At 62.4% G+C, this 17,123-nt stretch carries 15 protein-coding genes and 2 tRNA genes; 14 read left to right on the top strand and 3 right to left on the bottom strand.

The features are described from left to right. Window positions 1-12: 12 nt before the first annotated feature. Window positions 13-978, top strand: a complete 966-nt coding sequence (pheA, locus tag I6E73_RS00190; RefSeq protein ID WP_197122083.1) for a prephenate dehydratase — start codon at window positions 13-15, stop codon at window positions 976-978. On the opposite strand, the gene I6E73_RS00185 is transcribed toward pheA, so the two are convergent. Then, the gene (locus I6E73_RS00185; protein ID WP_197107054.1) at window positions 962-2,077 is read right to left on the bottom strand and encodes a diacylglycerol kinase family protein; all 1,116 of its coding nucleotides are present in this window, start codon (window positions 2,075-2,077) and stop codon (window positions 962-964) included. The genes pheA and I6E73_RS00185 overlap by 17 nt on opposite strands. A 37-nt stretch (window positions 2,078-2,114) precedes the next feature. Between I6E73_RS00185 and serS the strand changes: the two genes are divergently transcribed. Both serS and I6E73_RS00175 read left to right on the top strand, forming a co-directional pair. Beyond that, a complete protein-coding gene (gene serS / locus I6E73_RS00180; RefSeq protein WP_197107055.1) occupies window positions 2,115-3,380 on the top strand; it encodes a serine--tRNA ligase in 1,266 nt (421 codons plus the stop codon). After that, window positions 3,377-4,198 carry an HAD family hydrolase gene (locus I6E73_RS00175; protein WP_197122080.1) on the top strand — a complete coding sequence of 274 codons (822 nt, stop codon included), beginning with the start codon at window positions 3,377-3,379 and terminating at the stop codon, window positions 4,196-4,198. Before serS ends, I6E73_RS00175 begins: the two co-directional genes overlap by 4 nt. Before the next feature lie 82 nt (window positions 4,199-4,280). Here I6E73_RS00175 and I6E73_RS00170 read toward each other — a convergent pair whose 3' ends face one another. Beyond that, a complete protein-coding gene (locus tag I6E73_RS00170) occupies window positions 4,281-5,600 on the bottom strand; it encodes an aspartate aminotransferase family protein (protein WP_197122077.1) in 1,320 nt (439 codons plus the stop codon). 131 nt (window positions 5,601-5,731) lie between these two features. On the opposite strand from I6E73_RS00170, the gene I6E73_RS00165 reads away from it, so the two are divergent. The 11 genes from I6E73_RS00165 (at window position 5,732) to I6E73_RS00115 (ending at window position 15,904) form a co-directional block, all read left to right on the top strand. After that, window positions 5,732-7,333, top strand: a complete 1,602-nt coding sequence (locus I6E73_RS00165) for a PucR family transcriptional regulator (protein WP_197122075.1) — start codon at window positions 5,732-5,734, stop codon at window positions 7,331-7,333. Window positions 7,334-7,421: 88 nt separating this feature from the next. Beyond that, a tRNA-Ser gene (locus I6E73_RS00160) sits at window positions 7,422-7,506 on the top strand. A 45-nt stretch (window positions 7,507-7,551) separates the two neighbouring features. After that, window positions 7,552-8,841, top strand: coding sequence for an LCP family protein (locus I6E73_RS00155; RefSeq protein ID WP_197122072.1), 1,290 nt, complete (start codon window positions 7,552-7,554; stop codon window positions 8,839-8,841). 65 nt (window positions 8,842-8,906) lie between these two features. Further along, window positions 8,907-8,995, top strand: a tRNA-Ser gene (locus I6E73_RS00150). 81 nt (window positions 8,996-9,076) lie between these two features. Beyond that, window positions 9,077-9,682: a nucleoside/nucleotide kinase family protein gene (locus tag I6E73_RS00145; protein WP_197122069.1), complete on the top strand. Its 606-nt coding sequence runs from the start codon at window positions 9,077-9,079 to the stop codon at window positions 9,680-9,682. Between the two features lie 44 nt (window positions 9,683-9,726). Beyond that, window positions 9,727-10,266, top strand: a complete 540-nt coding sequence (locus tag I6E73_RS00140; protein WP_197107060.1) for a YaeQ family protein — start codon at window positions 9,727-9,729, stop codon at window positions 10,264-10,266. Between the two features lie 57 nt (window positions 10,267-10,323). After that, the gene (locus tag I6E73_RS00135; RefSeq protein ID WP_197122066.1) at window positions 10,324-10,860 is read left to right on the top strand and encodes a redoxin domain-containing protein; all 537 of its coding nucleotides are present in this window, start codon (window positions 10,324-10,326) and stop codon (window positions 10,858-10,860) included. Between the two features lie 180 nt (window positions 10,861-11,040). Next, window positions 11,041-12,936, top strand: a complete 1,896-nt coding sequence (locus I6E73_RS00130; protein ID WP_197122063.1) for a DUF1800 domain-containing protein — start codon at window positions 11,041-11,043, stop codon at window positions 12,934-12,936. 78 nt (window positions 12,937-13,014) lie between these two features. After that, the gene (locus tag I6E73_RS00125) at window positions 13,015-14,373 is read left to right on the top strand and encodes a DUF1501 domain-containing protein (protein ID WP_197107063.1); all 1,359 of its coding nucleotides are present in this window, start codon (window positions 13,015-13,017) and stop codon (window positions 14,371-14,373) included. 41 nt (window positions 14,374-14,414) lie between these two features. Beyond that, window positions 14,415-15,164, top strand: a complete 750-nt coding sequence (locus I6E73_RS00120; RefSeq protein ID WP_197122060.1) for a FadR/GntR family transcriptional regulator — start codon at window positions 14,415-14,417, stop codon at window positions 15,162-15,164. Continuing rightward, a complete protein-coding gene (locus I6E73_RS00115) occupies window positions 15,164-15,904 on the top strand; it encodes an SDR family oxidoreductase (protein WP_307784185.1) in 741 nt (246 codons plus the stop codon). Before I6E73_RS00120 ends, I6E73_RS00115 begins: the two co-directional genes overlap by 1 nt. Window positions 15,905-15,952: 48 nt before the next feature. Here the strand turns inward: I6E73_RS00115 and dgoD are convergent, their stop codons facing one another. Then, the gene (gene dgoD / locus I6E73_RS00110; RefSeq protein ID WP_197122057.1) at window positions 15,953-17,098 is read right to left on the bottom strand and encodes a galactonate dehydratase; all 1,146 of its coding nucleotides are present in this window, start codon (window positions 17,096-17,098) and stop codon (window positions 15,953-15,955) included. Window positions 17,099-17,123 lie beyond the last annotated feature (25 nt).

The following is a 17,123-nucleotide window of genomic DNA, read 5'->3' as shown; positions in this document are numbered from 1 at the left end:
TAAACTCGTGTCATGACTTCGACGCCGCACCCCGACACTGTGAGCTACAGCTACCTCGGGCCTGCCGGAACCTTTACGGAGGCCGCCCTTAAGCAGGTTCCCGAAGCGGTGGGTGCCCGCTGGAGGAGCGTCAACAATGTTGGCGAAGCTCTCGACGATGTCACTAGTGGCCGCAGCACTGCCGCGATGATCGCGATCGAAAACTCGATCGATGGTGGCGTCAGTGTGACTCAGGATGCGTTGACCAACATCCCCAACCTCCGCATCATGGGCGAATACTTGGTGCCCGTGAACTTCGTGCTCGTGGCCAGGCCAGGAACAGCGCTCGCCGACGTGACCACCGTCAACGCGCATCCGGTCGCCTATGGGCAAACTCGGCGCTGGCTCGACGCAGAGTTGCCGCAACACGGCTACATCCCTGCGACCTCTAACGTTGCCGCTGCCGCATCCTTGCTGGAAAACAGCATTGCGGATGCCGCAGTCGCCCCGCCCGGCATCACCGAGCATTACCCGCTCGAGGTTCTCGCCGAGAACATTGCCAACAATCAGAATTCTGTGACGCGCTTTGTGCTGGTCTCGTCGAACACCGAACTGCCTGAGCCGACCGGCGCTGACAAGACGAGTGTGATCGTCGAACTCCCCGACAACGCTCCTGGTCGCTTGCTCGAAATGCTTGAGCAGTTTGCGACGCGAGGCGTCAACATGAGCTTGATTGAGTCGCGACCGATTGGTGACGAGCTCGGTCGCTACCGTTTTGTCATCGACCTTGAAGGGCACATCCTCGATGAACGAGTGGCAGATGCCCTACTCGGTCTCAAGCGCTTCAGCCCGAACGTGATTTTCTTGGGCAGCTACCCGCGGGCCGACAAGCTCGCCACCACGGTGACGCCGCGCTATGGCAACGACGTCTTTGTGGAGGCGCGTGATTGGTTGCGGGCCATCACCGCCCGTGAGCCTTCGGCTACTCGCGAGCCGTAGCCTTCTTGCTGAGCGCTTTGGCTTGAGCGGTCGTGCGAGCGGTTGTCCGGGCAGTCGCGCGGGCGTGTGTTCGCGCCTGCGATTGAGCTTTGGAGTGCGCCCTCACTTCGGCACGGGTGTGCACCTTCGGCACCCGCATGATGAGGGCGCCGGGTTCAACCCACGCGTGCACTGACTTGGCGAGCCCGAAGTCGTCTCCGTCGAGCTGGAACTCTTCGGGAGTGTCGACAATCATGTTGAGGTCACTGCCCTTGGCGTAGCGAACGTCGCGCACGTCTTTCGAGAGGTCGATGATGCGGCGGCCGATGACGCTCTTGCGCAGCACACCGTTCTCCCACGCGATCTTGTTCCAAATGTTGAGCCAACCAAAGCGGCCGCGGGGCACGAGGGCTGCCATGTCGAGGATGCCGTCGTCGGGTTGGGCTTCCGGCAGCAGAAGCAGCCCGCCGGGCAGCGATCCGCAGTTGCCGATAATCACGGTGTGGGCGCTGAGTGAGCGGTTGGGGCCGCCATCCACGCTGTACCGCAGTTTTACGGGCCTCAATTCGGGGATGGATCGTGCAATGCCGTCGACATACGCCAACCAGCCGACAGCTTTCTTCAGCTTCGTGCTCGTGTTCTTGATCATCCTGGCATCGAGCCCGAGGCCGGCCATTACCAAGAAAGCATGCTTTTCGTGGTCGTTGTTGTCGCGCACGATCTCGACCATGCCGAGGTCGATGGCGTGGTCGGCGCCGTGGAAGGCCAGTTCAATGCTGTCGCGGATGCTGTTCGTCGGAAGCTCAAGGTTGCGGGCGAGGAGGTTGCCGGTGCCTGCCGAGACGACAGCCATCGCGACTCCGCTGCCGCCCAGGGCCTCGGCCACAGCGCGCACGGTGCCATCGCCGCCTGCCGCGATGACGACGGTGGCTCCCCGTCGGATGGCGCTGCCGGTGACGTTTTGGCCGGCATCCTTCACAGTCGTAGAGAACCAGATCGGCGCTGCCCAGTCGGCTGCCTTTGCGGCAGCAGTGACCATCTTCTTGAGCTTCGCAAGATCGACCTTGATGGGGTTGTAAACAACCGCAACTTTAGGTTTTGAGTTTCGAGGGGTGGGCACAGATAAACGCTACGCCATGAATCGGTAGGCTGTAGGGGTGATTGACCCCCAAATTCTTAGAGAAAACCCTGAAGCCGTGCGGCAGTCGCAAATCGCGCGCGGAGCTTCGGTCCAGTTGGTCGACGACGCTATTGCCGCCGACCAGAAGCGTCGCGCCAGCATTGGCGAATTCGAGGCATTGCGGGCCGAGCAAAATAGCTTCGGCAAGAAGGTCGCTCAGGCGCCATCCGAGGAGAAGAAGGCACTCGTCGCTGAGGCGCAGAAGCTGGCCGCTCGGGTAAAGGCTGCTCAGGTGGTTTCGACTGAGGCGGAGGCTGAGTTCACTCGCATCGTCGGTTCTCTCGGCAACATCGCTGTCGAAGGCGTGCCTGTCGGTGGCGAGGATGACTGGGAGCTCGTGCGCGAAGTGGGCACTCCCGCAACCTTCGACTTTGAGCCCCGCGACCACGCCGATCTCGGCGAAATCCTAGGAGCCATCGACATCCCCCGTGGCGTGAAGGTTTCGGGCAGCCGGTTCTACTTCCTCAAGGGTGTTGGAGCGCGACTCGAAATCGGCCTCATGAACATGGCCCTCGATCGCGCTATCGCTGGCGACTTCATCCCGCTCATCACGCCAACGCTGGTGCGCCCAGAAATGATGGCCGGCACCGGGTTCTTGGGTGAGCACTCCGACGAGATTTACTACCTGCCCGCCGACGACTTGTACCTCACGGGTACGAGTGAAGTGGCGCTCGCCGGGTACCACTCTGATGAGATCCTCGATCTGTCGAAGGGCCCGCTGCGCTACGCCGGTTGGTCAACCTGTTACCGCCGCGAGGCCGGTTCTGCGGGCAAAGACAACCGCGGCATTCTGCGCGTGCACCAGTTCAATAAGCTCGAGATGTTCAGCTACGTGCTGCCCGAGAATGCTCAGGCCGAGCACGAACGGCTGCTGTCGTTCCAAGAGTCGATGCTGCAGGCGTGCGAGCTCAGCTACCGCGTGATTGATGTTGCCGGTGGCGACCTCGGTTCGAGTGCTGCTCGCAAGTACGACATCGAGGCCTGGGTTCCCACGCAGGGCACCTATCGCGAACTCACTTCCACCTCGAACTGCACGACGTACCAGGCGCGCCGTCTCGACACCCGCTATCGCACCGAGTCGGGCAAGACTGCCCCGGTAGCGACCATCAACGGAACTCTTGCAACCACCCGCTGGCTGGTTGCCATTCTTGAAACCCACCAACAGTCCGACGGGTCGGTCGTGGTGCCGCAAGCACTTCGCCCGTACCTGGGCGGCCTTGAGATTTTGGAGCCAATCGCGTGACAACCGCAGCACAGAATGACCGCTGGATGATCGCACTCGACATCGACGGCACTGTGCTGCTCGAGTCGGGCGAGATGAACGACTCCGTGATTGCGGCGGTCGCGAAGGTTCGGGATGCCGGCCACGAAGTCATGTTGGCCACCGGTCGTTCGGTCGCCATGACGTTGCCCATTCTGCACAAGTTGGGCCTGAAGCCGCAGTACGTGGTCTGCTCCAACGGGGCGATCACGCTCAAGCGCGATCCGCTGGGCGAGGGCGGCTACGCTCGCGAATTTGTGGAGATGTTCAACCCCCAAGAGGTGCTCACGAGCATCAAGAAGCACTTGGGGTCGGCGAACTATGCGGTCGAGGATGCGACGGGCAAGTTCTTCGTCAACGGCAAATTCCCCGATGGCGCCCTCGGTGCCATCAGCGAAGACGTGGCCTTTGAGGAGCTCGTGAAGGTGCAGGCCACGCGTGTTGTCGTCATTTCCCCGCAGCACCAGGTTGACGATTTCCTCTCGGTTGTCGAGAAGATGGGCCTTCACAAGGTCAGCTACAACGTCGGCTGGACGGCTTGGCTCGACATCGCGCCCGATGGGGTCAACAAGTCGACGGCGCTCGAAAATGTGCGTTCGCGTCTTGGCATCCCGCGCACGCGAGTGCTCGCTATGGGCGATGGTCGCAACGACATCGACATGCTCAAATGGGCGTCACGTCACGGCCGCGGCGTCGCGATGGGGCAGGCTCCGGATGACGTGCGTGCGGTTGCCAATGAGGTCACTGAGAGCGATGTCAACGACGGTGCCGCGCTCATTCTTGCCGCGTTCGACGCGTAACGCGCCGGTTTAGCCGAGCCCGAACGCCGGGCCCGGCCAAACCACCCTTTTCTGCGCTGAACCCCTTCGGCGCAGAACTCTGTTAGAGCTCGCTGAGCGCTTCGTCGTAGATCGCCATGGCCCGAGCAACTTCCTCGGGAGTCACGACGGCCGGCGGTACGACGTGGATGCGGTTGTCCGCGATAAACGGCAGCAGGCCGCGCTTCACGAGAGCGCCCTTGACCTTGCCCATGTCTGCGGCGCTCAGGGGTTCGCGAGTCTCGCGGTTCGAGACGAGTTCGAGGGCCCAGAAGACGCCGCTTCCGCGGACATCACCGATGCAGTCGTGCTTCTCGGCGAGGGCGGCGAGGCCAGGAGCGATGTGGTCGCGACCGATCATGGCCGCATTCTCGATGATGCCTTCCTCTTCCATCGCGGTGATGGAGGCGACGATGGAGGCGGCAGCGAGCGGGTGGCCCGAGTAGGTGAGGCCGCCGGGAAAGACGCGCTCGTCAAAGGTGGTGGCGATCTCGTCGGAGATGATGACGCCACCGACGGGCACGTAGCCGGAGTTGACACCCTTGGCAAAGGTGATGAGGTCGGGCTTCACGTCGAATGCTTCGAACGCGAACCAGTTTCCGGTGCGGCCGAAACCGACCATGACCTCGTCGAGGATCAGCAGGATGCCGTATTTGTCTGCGATCGCACGGACGCCAGCCATGTAGCCGGGCGGCGGCGTCAGCACGCCGGCAGTACCGGGGATGCTCTCGAGCAGGATCGCGGCGATTGACTCTGCACCCTCAGCTTGGATGGTGCGCTCAAGGTGGTGCAGGGCGCGCTCGGATTCTTGTTCGGGGGAGTCCGACCAGAATTCGGAGCGGTACTCGTAGGGCCCAAACACGTGCACGTGGGCGCGCGCGTATTCGTTGGGGATACGGCGCCAGTCGCCAGTAGCGACGACGGCTGATCCGGTGTTGCCGTGGTACGAGCGGTAGCGCGAGATGATCTTGTCGCGGCCGGTGTGCAGGCGGGCCATGCGCATGGCGTTCTCGTTGGCATCCGCTCCACCGTTGGTGAAGAAGACCTTGTTCATACCTTCGGGCGCGTGGTCGGTGATCTTGCGGGCTGCTTCACCGCGGATGTTGATGGCGTGTGCCGGGGCGACGGTAGCCATGATGTCGGCTTGTGCCTTGATGCCGGCGATGACGGCCGGGTGCTGGTGGCCGATGTTGATGTTGACGAGCTGGCTCGAGAAGTCGAGGTACTCGTTTCCTTCGTCGTCCCAGACCATGCTTCCGAGGCCACCTTCGAGCACGAGCGGTTTGAGCGCGCCCTGTGCTGACCAGGAATGGAATACGTGGGCGCGGTCGAGCGCGACAGTGTCGGCGTTGCTGTGCTGGGGTGTTGCGGGCGCGGAGTTCATAGGGCACCTTTCATGACGGAGCTGATGTCTCCACTATCGTCCGCCCGCAATCGCCCATGGCTGCCAATATGTATACCGTTGGGCCAAGAGTTCGACATAATGTGACTACAGGGCGATGAGTGGAGAACCGGATGCTCCCGACGATTGAATGGCTGCTCACGAAGCGCACGCTGCGGCTCAGTGTGCTCGAGGCCGGCACCCCTACGCAGTCCCGCGAAAGCCTGATCGCCAACACCGCGCTCGCGTCGCGAATGACCGCTCCTATTACGTGGGTGCACAGCTCCGATCTCGATGACCCGACGCCCTTCCTCAGCCGTGGCAACGTCTTGCTCACCGATGGCGCGCAGTTCGGTTTTGGTGCGGATGCTGAACGTTACGACTACGACTCTTATGTGGGGCGTCTCATCGAGGCCGGTCTTGTGGGGCTCGGCTTCGCGACTCACTTTCTGCATCAGGGAATGCCGACCGGGCTTGCTGCAGCGTGCGCGCGTGCCGGCTTCCCTCTCATCGACGTTCCGGATCGCGTGCCTTTTATTGCGGTCATCCGCGAGGTGGCCGACCAGATCGCGGCCGAGCGCAGCCGTCGAATGGCCTGGTCGATTGCCGCGCACAAGGCGATCTCGTACGCCGCCCTCAAGCCCACGGGCCTGCGGTCAACCCTCATCGAGCTTGAGCGCCAGCTTTCCTGTTGGGTGGGGCTCTTCGATGCGACTGGTCATCCGGTTCCTGTTCCGGGGCAGCAGCGATCTGGCGATCGTTTTGCGCAGCCGGTGCGGGATGAGGTGGCGCGGGCGCTGCGCAAGGGCGGCCGGTCATCCACGGCTCTCACGCTCGATTCGGGTCAGGTGACGATCCAGACCCTCGGCCAAAATGGAGAGTTGCGTGGAGCACTCGCCCTCGGTCGCGGAGTGCCGCTTGACCGTGCCGAGAATGAACTGGTGACGAGCGTGATCGCGATGGCAACGCTCGCTCTGGAACAAAACCGCACTCTGGATGCAACACGCGGGCAGCTGAGGTCGTCGTTGTTGGAACTGGTGCTTGCCGGCAACCTCGGCGCAGCGCGGGCAATCGCGAGCGAAGTCTGGGGAGCATTTCCGGTGGAACCGCTGAGCGTCGTGGTGATTGCGCGGCAAACCCAGAGCCATTTCGTGCTCGATGCGCTCGATGTACTGGCCCTCGACGCTGACGGTCGTGCCTTCTTCGCTGTCCGTGGCGATGTGATTGTGGTGCTCGTCGAGGCTGCAGCTCAGCGGGCAGGTGGCGGGCCCACTGAACAGACCGACGTGCAGCGCGAGGTGGAACAACTCATCACCGACCACGATCTCGCAGCGGGCAGTGCCGCGGCCACCGACTACGCGGCGTTGACCGTAGCGCTCGGGCAGGCATCCAGTGCTCTCCACTCCCGCGGTGGTCGTGCTGGCCTCACCGATTTCGCCGAAATTGCGGACACCGGGATGCTCGGGGTGCTGCAGTCTGCTGGTGCTGAGCGGGTAGCGCACCGGGTCCTCACGCCGCTCACCAATTTCGATGCTGAGCAGGGGGCTGCCCTCGTGGAGACGTTGCTGTCCTGGTTTGCGAACGATTGTTCGTGGGGTGCGACCGCGGCGAAGCTCGGTGTTCACCGGCATACGGTGCGCTCGCGCATCGACCAGGCGGCGAGCATCCTGAATCTCGATCTGGAGTCCTTCGAGGGGCGACTTGAGGTGTGGGCGGCGCTTCGGTTGCGCGAGTAGACCTCTCTACCCCCATTTCGAGCCTTCTAGCCTGCCATTCAGGTACGCATTGCGGGCATCAGATACACTCTGAACTTGCGTCACGCAAGGAGGGCTGTCCGAGCGGCCGATGGAGCCAGTCTTGAAAACTGGTGGGCAGAAATGTCTCGTGGGTTCGAATCCCACGCCCTCCGCTCTGCGTGTCATGTTTTGTTTCCGGTAATAGAAAGGGGAGTGCGATGAGTGAACTTCGTCCGCGCTCAGAGTTGCGTTCGCGCTCTGTCGACCGCACTGACTCTAAGAAAAAGCCTGAAGTGCAAGGCCTGGCACGTCACGGTCGGTTGAAGAAACCGGGACCGTGGGGTTCGATTGCCAAGGTTGTTGCTGCAACGCTCGCCGTTCTTTTGGTGAGTGGCGCGGCCGTAGGAGCCGTTGCCTTCGACAGCATTTACGGTCAGCGCGACACTGTTGCGCTCATTGGCGAGACCGAAGGCCCACCGCCTCAGATCGGCAGCTTTGAGGGTGGCTTCAACATTCTCATTGCAGGTAGTGACACGCGTGCAGATCAGGGCGGAATCGGCGGAACAGTTGAGGACGCTTCTGGCGAACTCAATGACGTCAACATGATTTTGCACGTTGCCGAAGATCGACAGTCTGCCGTGGCCATTAGCTTCCCGCGCGACTTGGTGATGGGCATCCCTGAGTGCCCGAGCCTTGACGGTGACTACAACAAGTACTACTCGACTGAGCCCCTCAATACGGCGCTTTCCTACGGTGGCCTTCCGTGCGTAGTTCTGACACTTTCTGAATTCACCGGCCTCGATATCCAGTTCGCCGGAATCATCACCTTCGACGGCGTTATTGAGATGACGAACGCTATCGGTGGCGTTGACGTCTGTGTGGATGGGCCTCTCGTCGACCCGTACACCGGGATCGATCTTCCCAAGGCGGGCACGTACAACCTCAAGGGTTGGAAGGCTCTCGCATTCTTGCGTTCACGTCACGGCGTTGGCGACGGTAGTGACTTGACGCGCATCAGCTCGCAGCAGGTCTACCTCTCCTCGCTCGTGCGCACGCTCAAGAGCTCAGACACGCTCAGTGACTACAAGAAGCTGTACAACCTCGCCGATGCTGCCATCGCCAACATGCAGCTCTCGAACAGCCTCGCGGATGTTCCGACCATGGTGTCGATCGCTCTCGCGTTGAAAGACATCCCGCTCGAACGTGTTCAGTTCGTGCAGTACCCCGGTGGAACCGGTGGAACCGGAATCTACGACGGCAAGGTTCAGCCCAACGAGTACCTGGGCAACCAGATGATGGAACTCATCGCCGCAGATCAGCCCTTCACGCTTGAAGATGCGGGCGACGGGATTGGCGCTATCGCCGACCCCAACGCTCCCGAAGCCGAGGCTACGCCAGAGCCGACTGACGGCGCTACGGCAGCGCCGGTCGAGGAAGATCTTCCCGTTCTCGACATCCGCGGTCAGAACGCTGCTGACTACACCTGCTCGGTAACCAACAACTACTAAATCAGTCGATTTGTGGCTCGGTTCGTCGTTCCGCTCATGAGCGGTTATGATTGCTGAGTACGTCTGGAGACGTCGCATAGTCCGGCCTAGTGCACCACCCTGCTAAGGTGGAGTACCCGTAAGGGTACCGAGAGTTCAAATCTCTCCGTCTCCGCTCTGCGAAGAAAACCCTTGATTTTTCAAGGGTTTTCTTGCGTTAAGCGCCACCACATTTTTGCCAGCGTGAAGGGACCTCGTGGAGACCTACACTGTCGCCGAAGCTGTCGCGCGAATTGGCGTTCTTGCCCAGCGCGACACAACCGTGCCCTTTCTGCTCGGCATGGTCGGGCCGCCAGGCGCGGGCAAATCCACTTTCGTTGAACAACTCGCGGCGCCCATCCTCCCGATGGACGGTTACCACTTCGCCAATGAACACCTTGACCGGCTAGGTCTTCGTTCGCGCAAGGGTGCCCCTGACACTTTCGATGCCGCGGGCTTCGCCTCAACATTGCGCCGGCTGCGCGCGGGCGACACTGTCGTCGCTCCGCGGTTTGACCGCGACCTCGATGCTTCAATTGCTGGCTCGATCCTGCTCCCCGGTGATGCCCCGTTGATTGTGACGGAAGGCAACTACCTTCTCCACGACCAAGACGGCTGGGGTGCGATTCGACCGCTACTCGACGAGGTTTGGTATCTCGACATCGACGATGATCTGCGTCGAGACAGGCTCATCGCTCGCCACCGACGCTACGGGCGGTCGGCGACGGATGCGGCCCGCTGGGTTGCCGACGTCGACGAACCCAATGCCGTGCTCATCCGCACGACGCGTGACCGAGCCGACGCCGTCGTCACGGCAACGTAAAGGCTGGCTGGCGCCGTCGCATCCACAGGCTAGGCTCGGGCGTTATGGCAACTGGCGCAACGATCCACACCTTCACGGTGCAACTGGCAGATGTGGATCGCGGTGTCTACGACGACTTCACGCTTCGCGTGGCACGGCATCCCTCTGAAACCGATCTGTACATGATTACTCGGGTGCTCGCGTACTGCCTCGAGTATGAAGAGGGCATCGTGTTTAGCGAGGGAGTCTCGTCGACCGATGAACCTGCGGTGCTCGTGCGCGATCTCACCGGCACGATTACGGCCTGGATTGAAATCGGGGCACCGGATGCTGCGCGACTTCACTACGGCAGCAAGCTGGCCGACAGGGTCGCCATCTACACGCACCGCGACCCGGTGAAGGTTGCTGCTCCCTGGGCGGGCAAGAAGATCCACAACGCAAGCGAGATCGTCTTCCGCAGCTTTGATCCCGGTTTCATCGAGGATGCTGTGGCCGCTCTCGAACGACGCAACGCCGTCACCCTGTCGGTGACAGAGGGGCAACTCTATTTGGAACTCAACGGCACGACGGTGAGTTCGGCGCTGCACACCCACGACGTCGAATAAATAGACGTTCACGACGTGGTGGAATGAATGCGGCCCACCACTATGTTGGTCTAGAAGATGACTATTCTGCCGCGCACCCAGCCTCCTGCCCTTTCGCTGCCCCTCGCGCGAGGCGGCACCACTGAGGATCTCGCGCTCGGCACGGGCGTTGATGGGCGCTTCACTCTCATCATCTTCTACCGCGGCTTGCACTGCCCGGTGTGCCGCAAGCAGCTTCGCGAACTCGACGACAACATGGATGCGTTGCGTGAAGCCGGGGTGGGTCGCGTCGTGGCCATCAGCATGGACACCCTCAAGCGCGCCACGATATCGATCGAGGATTGGGAACTCAGTCGGCTTCCGATTGCTTATGGGTTGAGCGAAGAACAGGCTCGCGAGTGGGGTCTCTTCCTCTCGAGCGGTTTCAAGAAGGGCGAACCGGAGCTGTTTAGCGAGCCGGGCATGTTCATTCTTGACGCCGACAGCACCGTGTTCTGGAGTACTGTTTCCAGCATGCCTTTCGGTCGGATGCCCGTGAAGGCCATCATTCATGGTCTCGAGTACGTCACCGAGACCGATTATCCCGCGCGCGGAACGGTAGCGCCCGCGCACTGAGTCGTGCACGCCTCGTTCGGCGAAAGTTTTTCACAATTACCCGCGTGTCCCCCTGATGGGGGTAGACAGAGGGGTGTTTCTCGCCATAGGGTCGATGCTGAATCGTTATTCAGTAGTGCGTGTAGGGCTGTCGAAACCTAGTCGGCAGCAGCGTGCGTGAGCCCGACGAAGGACTTTGGCGTGAATCCTCCTGTAGATCCCGACGTACGTCCGCGAGGTGACGGCGAGGCTCTACTCGCTCGCCGCATGATCATCACGAGTGGTGTCGCAGCGCTTGCCGCTGTGGGCGCGGCCGCGGCGAGCAGCGCCGCATTCGGCCCCGCGAGCACAATCTCGCTGCTTCCCGACGGGGCGAGCCCTCCCGTCACGCCGCCGTCGACGGGATCTGCTCCCCGCAACACCCCGGTGCCGACCACTCCGACGCCGAGTGCGACATCCACGAACCCGCCGGCCACGAAGAATCCCACCGGGGGCACGAACCCACCCGCGACTCAAGACCCGCGCTCACCGGCAACGGCAAACCCGCCGGCCGACCGCGATCAGAGTTACGCAAACCCGGGTGCGGGAACGGGCACAACCCCTCGTGCCGACACGCCATCGGCCGCGAAGCCAGCGACCAAGCCGACCCCGCAGAAGGGTTCAACGGCTCCCGAGTTCGTCTCCACCGGCGTCGCAGACAACGACCAAACCCACGCCCATCTACTGGCGCGTGCGACGTTTGGCCCCCGCAGCAGCGACTTCGTGGATGTGTCGACCATGGGGATCGACAAGTGGTTGGGTGCTCAGCTCGCTCCGGCATCCATCGCAGACCCGGATGGCGATGCCGCGTGGGCTGCCTTCCCGCTGGCAAAGTCGTCCACCGCTAAAGTGCGCTCGTCCGTTAAGCAGTACAGCTGGGATGCCGCACGACAGACGGGTCAAGCGACCCTGGCTGCTCAGGTCTTCAGCAAGCGCCAGCTCTTCGAGGTCGTTGTTGACGTGTTTTCGAACCTGCTTAATGTCACAACTCCGTCGGACAGCGTCTGGGCTACCGGTCCCGACTATGCGAACTCGGTTATCCGGGCGAACGCTCTCGGCAGCTACGCCGCCATGTTGCACGCGGCGATGCGGCACCCCGCCATGTTGACCTATCTCAACAACGAGAAGTCAAACAAGGTAAACGTCAACGAGAACCTCGGTCGTGAGCTGCTTGAGCTGCACACGCTGGGGGTCGCCTCCGGTTACACCGAGGGCGATGTGCGCAACAGCGCCATGATCCTCTCGGGCCGCGGCATTGATTACGAGACCGGCGAATTTCGCTATCGCGCAGACCGTCACTATGTTGGCCCCGTAGCCACCTCGTTCTTTGCCGACGAGAACGCGACCGCTGAAGGTGGGCTCGACATGGGCGACCGCTATGTGAGTGTGCTGGCGCATCATCCGGCAACAGCAGCAACGGTTGTCAGAAAACTCGCGGTTCGTTTCGTTTCGGATTCACCGCCCCAGGCCCTGCTCGACCGTTTGGCTCAGACGTACCTCGACAATGACACCGCGATCCTTCCGGTGCTCAAGCAGCTTTTCGCCAGTGACGAGTTCTGGTCGGCAATCGGCGAGAAGGCACGTCGTCCGCTCGAAGATGCGGTGGGCTCGGCTCGTGCTGTTGGTGCCAAGCCCAGCGACAAGCTTGCCGATGGTGCCAAGAATCTTTACTGGGTTCTGCAGAATCTTGGTCACGCGCCGCTCACGTGGACCCCACCTAACGGATTCCCCGACGTCACGGGAGCGTGGCTTTCTGCCAGCCAGACGGTCTCGCGCTGGAATCTGCACCGGGGCCTGACCGGTGGCTGGATGAAGGGTCTTACTCCGCCAGCCAAGCTCAGTGAAGAGTTGGCTCCCACCGTGGGCCAGTCGAACTCTCAATGGATCGACAGCATTGCTCAGCACATGATCGGCCGCCCTCTGAGCGACACGCATCGTGCGGTGCTGCTGTCCTATCTCGGTGCCGATGGTTCGGCTGAGGCCGAGGCGGGCGATGCGTGGCAAGTTCCGGCTCTCGCGGCGCTCGTGCTCGACTCGCCCTATTTTCAATTGCGCTAATCAACCGCGCTGATCGACCGCACTGACCCGCAGTACCCTCCCCAGTAGCTCGAACCCGACTCGAGAAAGAACCTCCTAATGACCGAGACCCGTTTCCTCCACCCTGACTGCCCCGACTGGCGACAGCTGGGGCCAACCGACTTAGATTCCGCGGTGCGAGCCCATAGCGAAATCGTGGTGGCCGAAGAGGCGGCCCGACGCGAGTTGTGGTCGAAAGGCTTCACTCGACGACGGATGCTGCAGGGCGGGCTTATGGCGGGAGTCGCCGCTATCGGCTCCCAGATTGTCACCACGCAGGCGTCCTACGCGGCTCCGGGTTCGCCAGACACGGGCGCACTCATCGTCATCTTCCTCCGCGGAGGAATGGACGGCCTCTCCGTGCTCGTTCCGGCAACCGACGCCGACCTTTTGAAGGCGCGCCCCGGTATTGCCGTTAAGGAGAATTCGGGATTGATCCCGTTCGAACGCGGCTTCGGGTTGCACCCGGCGTTGTCTGCTTTGAAGCCAATGTTGGCTCAAGGCAAGATCGCTGCCGTGCCCGCGATTGGCACCCCCGACCTGTCCCGTAGCCATTTCCAGGCGCAGGATTGCCTCGAACGCGGTGGCTCCGCGGGCAGCGCTTCGCAGACAGGGTGGCTCAACCGCGCTCTTGAGCAGAGCGGTCCAGGAACGACCTGGCGCGGGGTGGGGGCAAGCGATCGTCTTGCTCGTTCTCTCGTGGGTGGTTCGAATGCGCTCGTTGTTCCCGACCTCGAACGTATGGCGATCGACGTGGATGACTCGCTCCTCGAGCCCACTCGCACGGCCCTTGCAAGCCTCTACACCGGGCTAGATCATCCGATCGCGCAGCAGGCCAACCTCGCCTTGAGCGCCTCCAGCGAAGCATCCGAAATTGCAGCATCCGCTGGTGATGCGAAAGCGCGTGGCTATGGGGACGACAACTTCTCGAGCGACCTCGCGACGCTGGCCAGTCTCATCCGGGCGAACGTGGGACTTCGAGTTGGCACGTTGGACCTTGGTGGCTGGGACATGCACACCGACATCGGCACGCCAGACAAGGGCGACATGCACGACATGCTCAGCGCTGTGGGCAATGGTCTCGCGGCATTCTTCGCCGACCTTGGTCCGAAGGCTGACACCACCACGGTGGTGCTCATGAGTGAGTTTGGTCGTCGTGTCGGTCAGAACGACAGCTCAGGTGTTGACCACGGTCACGGCGGCCTCGCCATGGTGCTCGGCGGTGGCGTCACCGGGGGCGTGCACGGCAAGTGGGAGGGCCTCGGTGCCGATGTGCTCGATCACGGCGACGTTCCCGGCAGCAACGACTTCCGCGATCTTCTTGGTGAGGTCGTCATGAACCGCCTTGATCTCAGCGCAGCCGATGCCAGCATCATCTTCCCCGAGTGGAAGGTGTCGCCGATAGGGGTCATGGCCTAACGCAGCCCCACGCTCGTGACAGGCACAGTATTATCGCGGGGATGACTACTTTCTCTCGACGAGGTTTGCACGGGCACGTTGTTGATGTGCTTGGCCGTCGCATTATGCGCGGTGAACTGGCGTCGGGAGACATCATCGATCCGGATGCGCTGCTCACCGAATTTCAGGTCAGCCGCACGGTAATCCGCGAAGCCCTCAAGGTGCTCACCACGAAGGGCCTTGTGGATGCGCGGCCACGACTGGGCACCTTCGTCACCGCGCGAGAGCGCTGGCAACTGCTCGATCGGGATGTCATGACGTGGCGCTCGGAAGGGATGCCCGACCCGCTGCTCGTGCTCGAACTCAGCGAAGTGCGGCTAGTTCTCGAGCCCGCGGCGGCTCGACTGGCTGCCGTTCGCCGCAGCGACGAACAGTGTGCCGAGATCGAAGCAGCGATGACGGCGTTGGCTGCGACCTTCGAGAGCACCGAATTGAAGTCACACGTAGCAGCGGACTTGGCTTTTCACCGGGCGATCTTGGCGGCATCCGGCAACGAACTGTTGGCTCGCTTTGAGGTTGTGCTGGAACCCGCGCTGCATGCGCGCAACGAGCTTGCCTTTGAGAACGAAACAACAACCCAATTTTTGGATGATCATCGCGCAGTGGTGACGGCGATTGTCGCGCAGGATGCCGAGGCCGCCCACACCGCGATGAAGCTCCTGATGGACCAATCGAACCTCGATTCGCACACGATCGTGAGCAAAGACCCGACCGGCGCCGCGCTCGTCGCCAACCGCAAGCAGGCTCTCTAGTGGCGGCCCGCACGGTGCTCATCACGGGCGCAGCCCACGGCATCGGTGCCGCTGCTGCACGCCTCTTCGCGGCCTCCGGCGACGATGTTGTCGTCACCGATATTGACGTGGATGCCGCTGCCGCGGTTGCCGCCGAGATCGTCGCGGCCGGTGGCGCCGCCACCGCCCATCGCCTCGACGTCGCAGAATCCGAGCACTGGCAGGAGCTCTCGCGTGAGTTGCGCTCCGCGAATCGCCCGCCCGCCGTCATCGTGAATAACGCGTTCTTCCAAGTCGGGGGAATCGCACACGAACAGAGCGAAGACAACTGGAACCAACAGCTCTCGGTGACGCTGTCATCCGTATACCGGGCGATGCGCACCTTCCACGACACCCTCACCGCCGCCCGCGGCAGCATGGTGAATGTGTCGAGCGTGCACGGAGTGCTGTCCTGGGCCGAGCAACCTGCCTACGGTGCCGCAAAGGGCGGACTGATCTCGCTCACCCGTCAACTGTCCCTCGACTATGCGCCGCATGTGCGCGTAAACGTCGTTCTTCCGGGATCGATCGAGACTCGTCAGTGGGATCACCAAACCCCTGAAGCGCAAGAGTTGGCGCGACGCCAGGCCACCCTGCAGCGGCTGGGCAAGCCTGAAGAAGTTGCCTCGGTCATCCAGTTCTTGGCCGGTGACGGTGCTTCGTACATCACCGGCGCCTCGCTCGTCGTTGATGGCGGTATGACAACAACGCTCGGCGCTTAGCGGGCACTCGCGGCCGCGCGCTCGGCTATCGCTGGCGTTGCCGACCGGTTACCACTCGGCGAGCGACCCATCATCGCGACGCCACACGGGGGAGCGCCACTGGTGCCCGACCTTGTCGGCGGCACGCACGGCGGCTTCGTCGATGTCGACACCGAGGCCTGGCTTAGTGAGTCGCTCGATGTAGCCACTAGTGAAGTCGAAGACGCTCGTATCCATCAGGTATTCGAGCACGTCTGATCCGACGTTGTAGTGGATGCCGATGCTCTGTTCCTGAATCAAGAAGTTCGGTGTGTTGAACCCGACTTGCAAACTCGCCGCCAGAGCGATCGGTCCGAGCGGGCAGTGCGGCGCGAGTTGAGCATCGAACATGTCAGCGAGGGCGGCGATGCGGCGCACTTCGGAGATGCCGCCGGCATGGGAGAGGTCGGGCTGCACGACGGCGATGCCCGCCTGCAGTGGCCCCAAGAACTCATTGCGAGAGAAGAGGCGCTCGCCGGTGGCGATCGGGATCGACGTTGACGCGACGATGCCGTCGAGCAAGTGCGACTTCTCGGGTACAACAGGTTCTTCCACAAAGAGAGGAGCGTGAGGCTCGAGAAGGGGAAGGATGCGGCGGCTGTTCGCCGCGGTCATTCGTCCGTGAAAGTCGATCGCGAAATCCCGATCGGGGCCAAGAACTTCGCGTGCGAGCGCAGCCCGGTCGACGACCTCGGCGACGGCGCTCACGGTGCTGAGGGGCGACATCCGCCCGCTTGCGTTCATTTTAATTGCGGTCAGGCCCGACTCGACCTGCTGGGCGATGTTGTCGCGCAGCTCGGAGGGCTCGTCTCCGCCGACCCAGCCGTACATGCGGATGCGGTCACGAACAGCACCGCCGAGAAGGTCGTGAACGGGAACGCCGTGAGCCTTGCCCGCGATGTCCCAGAGGGCTTGGTCGATGCCGGCAATCGCACTAGAGGCGACGGGGCCGCCGCGGTAGAAGCCGCCGCGGGTGAGCACTTGCCAGTGGTCTTCGATGCGGGTGGCGTCGAGCCCCACGAGGTATTCGGCGTGCTGTTCGACGGCGGCCCGCACGATGTCGGCCTGGCCTTCAACAACGGGCTCGCCCCAGCCGACGATGCCGTTGTCGGTCTCGATGCGCACGAACAACCAGCGTGGTGGAACGAGGAATGTTTCGATGCGTGCAATCTTCACGGCGGGCCCTTCCGTTAGTAAGTCT

Origin of the sequence: Salinibacterium sp. SWN248 (assembly GCF_015864575.1) — a bacterium.
In the GTDB taxonomy this organism is placed as follows: Bacteria; Actinomycetota; Actinomycetes; order Actinomycetales; family Microbacteriaceae; genus Rhodoglobus.
The sequence above is the reverse complement of the archived record's forward strand: the minus strand, read 5'-3'. Positions and strand labels throughout refer to the sequence as shown.

Coding starts and splice junctions, on each gene's coding strand:
- pheA (WP_197122083.1), top strand. CDS start 13: ATGACTTCGACGCCGCACCCCGACACTGTGAGCTACAGCTACCTCGGG.
- I6E73_RS00170 (WP_197122077.1), bottom strand. CDS start 5,600: ATGAACTCCGCGCCCGCAACACCCCAGCACAGCAACGCCGACACTGTC.
- I6E73_RS00165 (WP_197122075.1), top strand. CDS start 5,732: ATGCTCCCGACGATTGAATGGCTGCTCACGAAGCGCACGCTGCGGCTC.
- I6E73_RS00155 (WP_197122072.1), top strand. CDS start 7,552: ATGAGTGAACTTCGTCCGCGCTCAGAGTTGCGTTCGCGCTCTGTCGAC.
- I6E73_RS00140 (WP_197107060.1), top strand. CDS start 9,727: ATGGCAACTGGCGCAACGATCCACACCTTCACGGTGCAACTGGCAGAT.
- I6E73_RS00135 (WP_197122066.1), top strand. CDS start 10,324: ATGACTATTCTGCCGCGCACCCAGCCTCCTGCCCTTTCGCTGCCCCTC.
- I6E73_RS00125 (WP_197107063.1), top strand. CDS start 13,015: ATGACCGAGACCCGTTTCCTCCACCCTGACTGCCCCGACTGGCGACAG.
- I6E73_RS00120 (WP_197122060.1), top strand. CDS start 14,415: ATGACTACTTTCTCTCGACGAGGTTTGCACGGGCACGTTGTTGATGTG.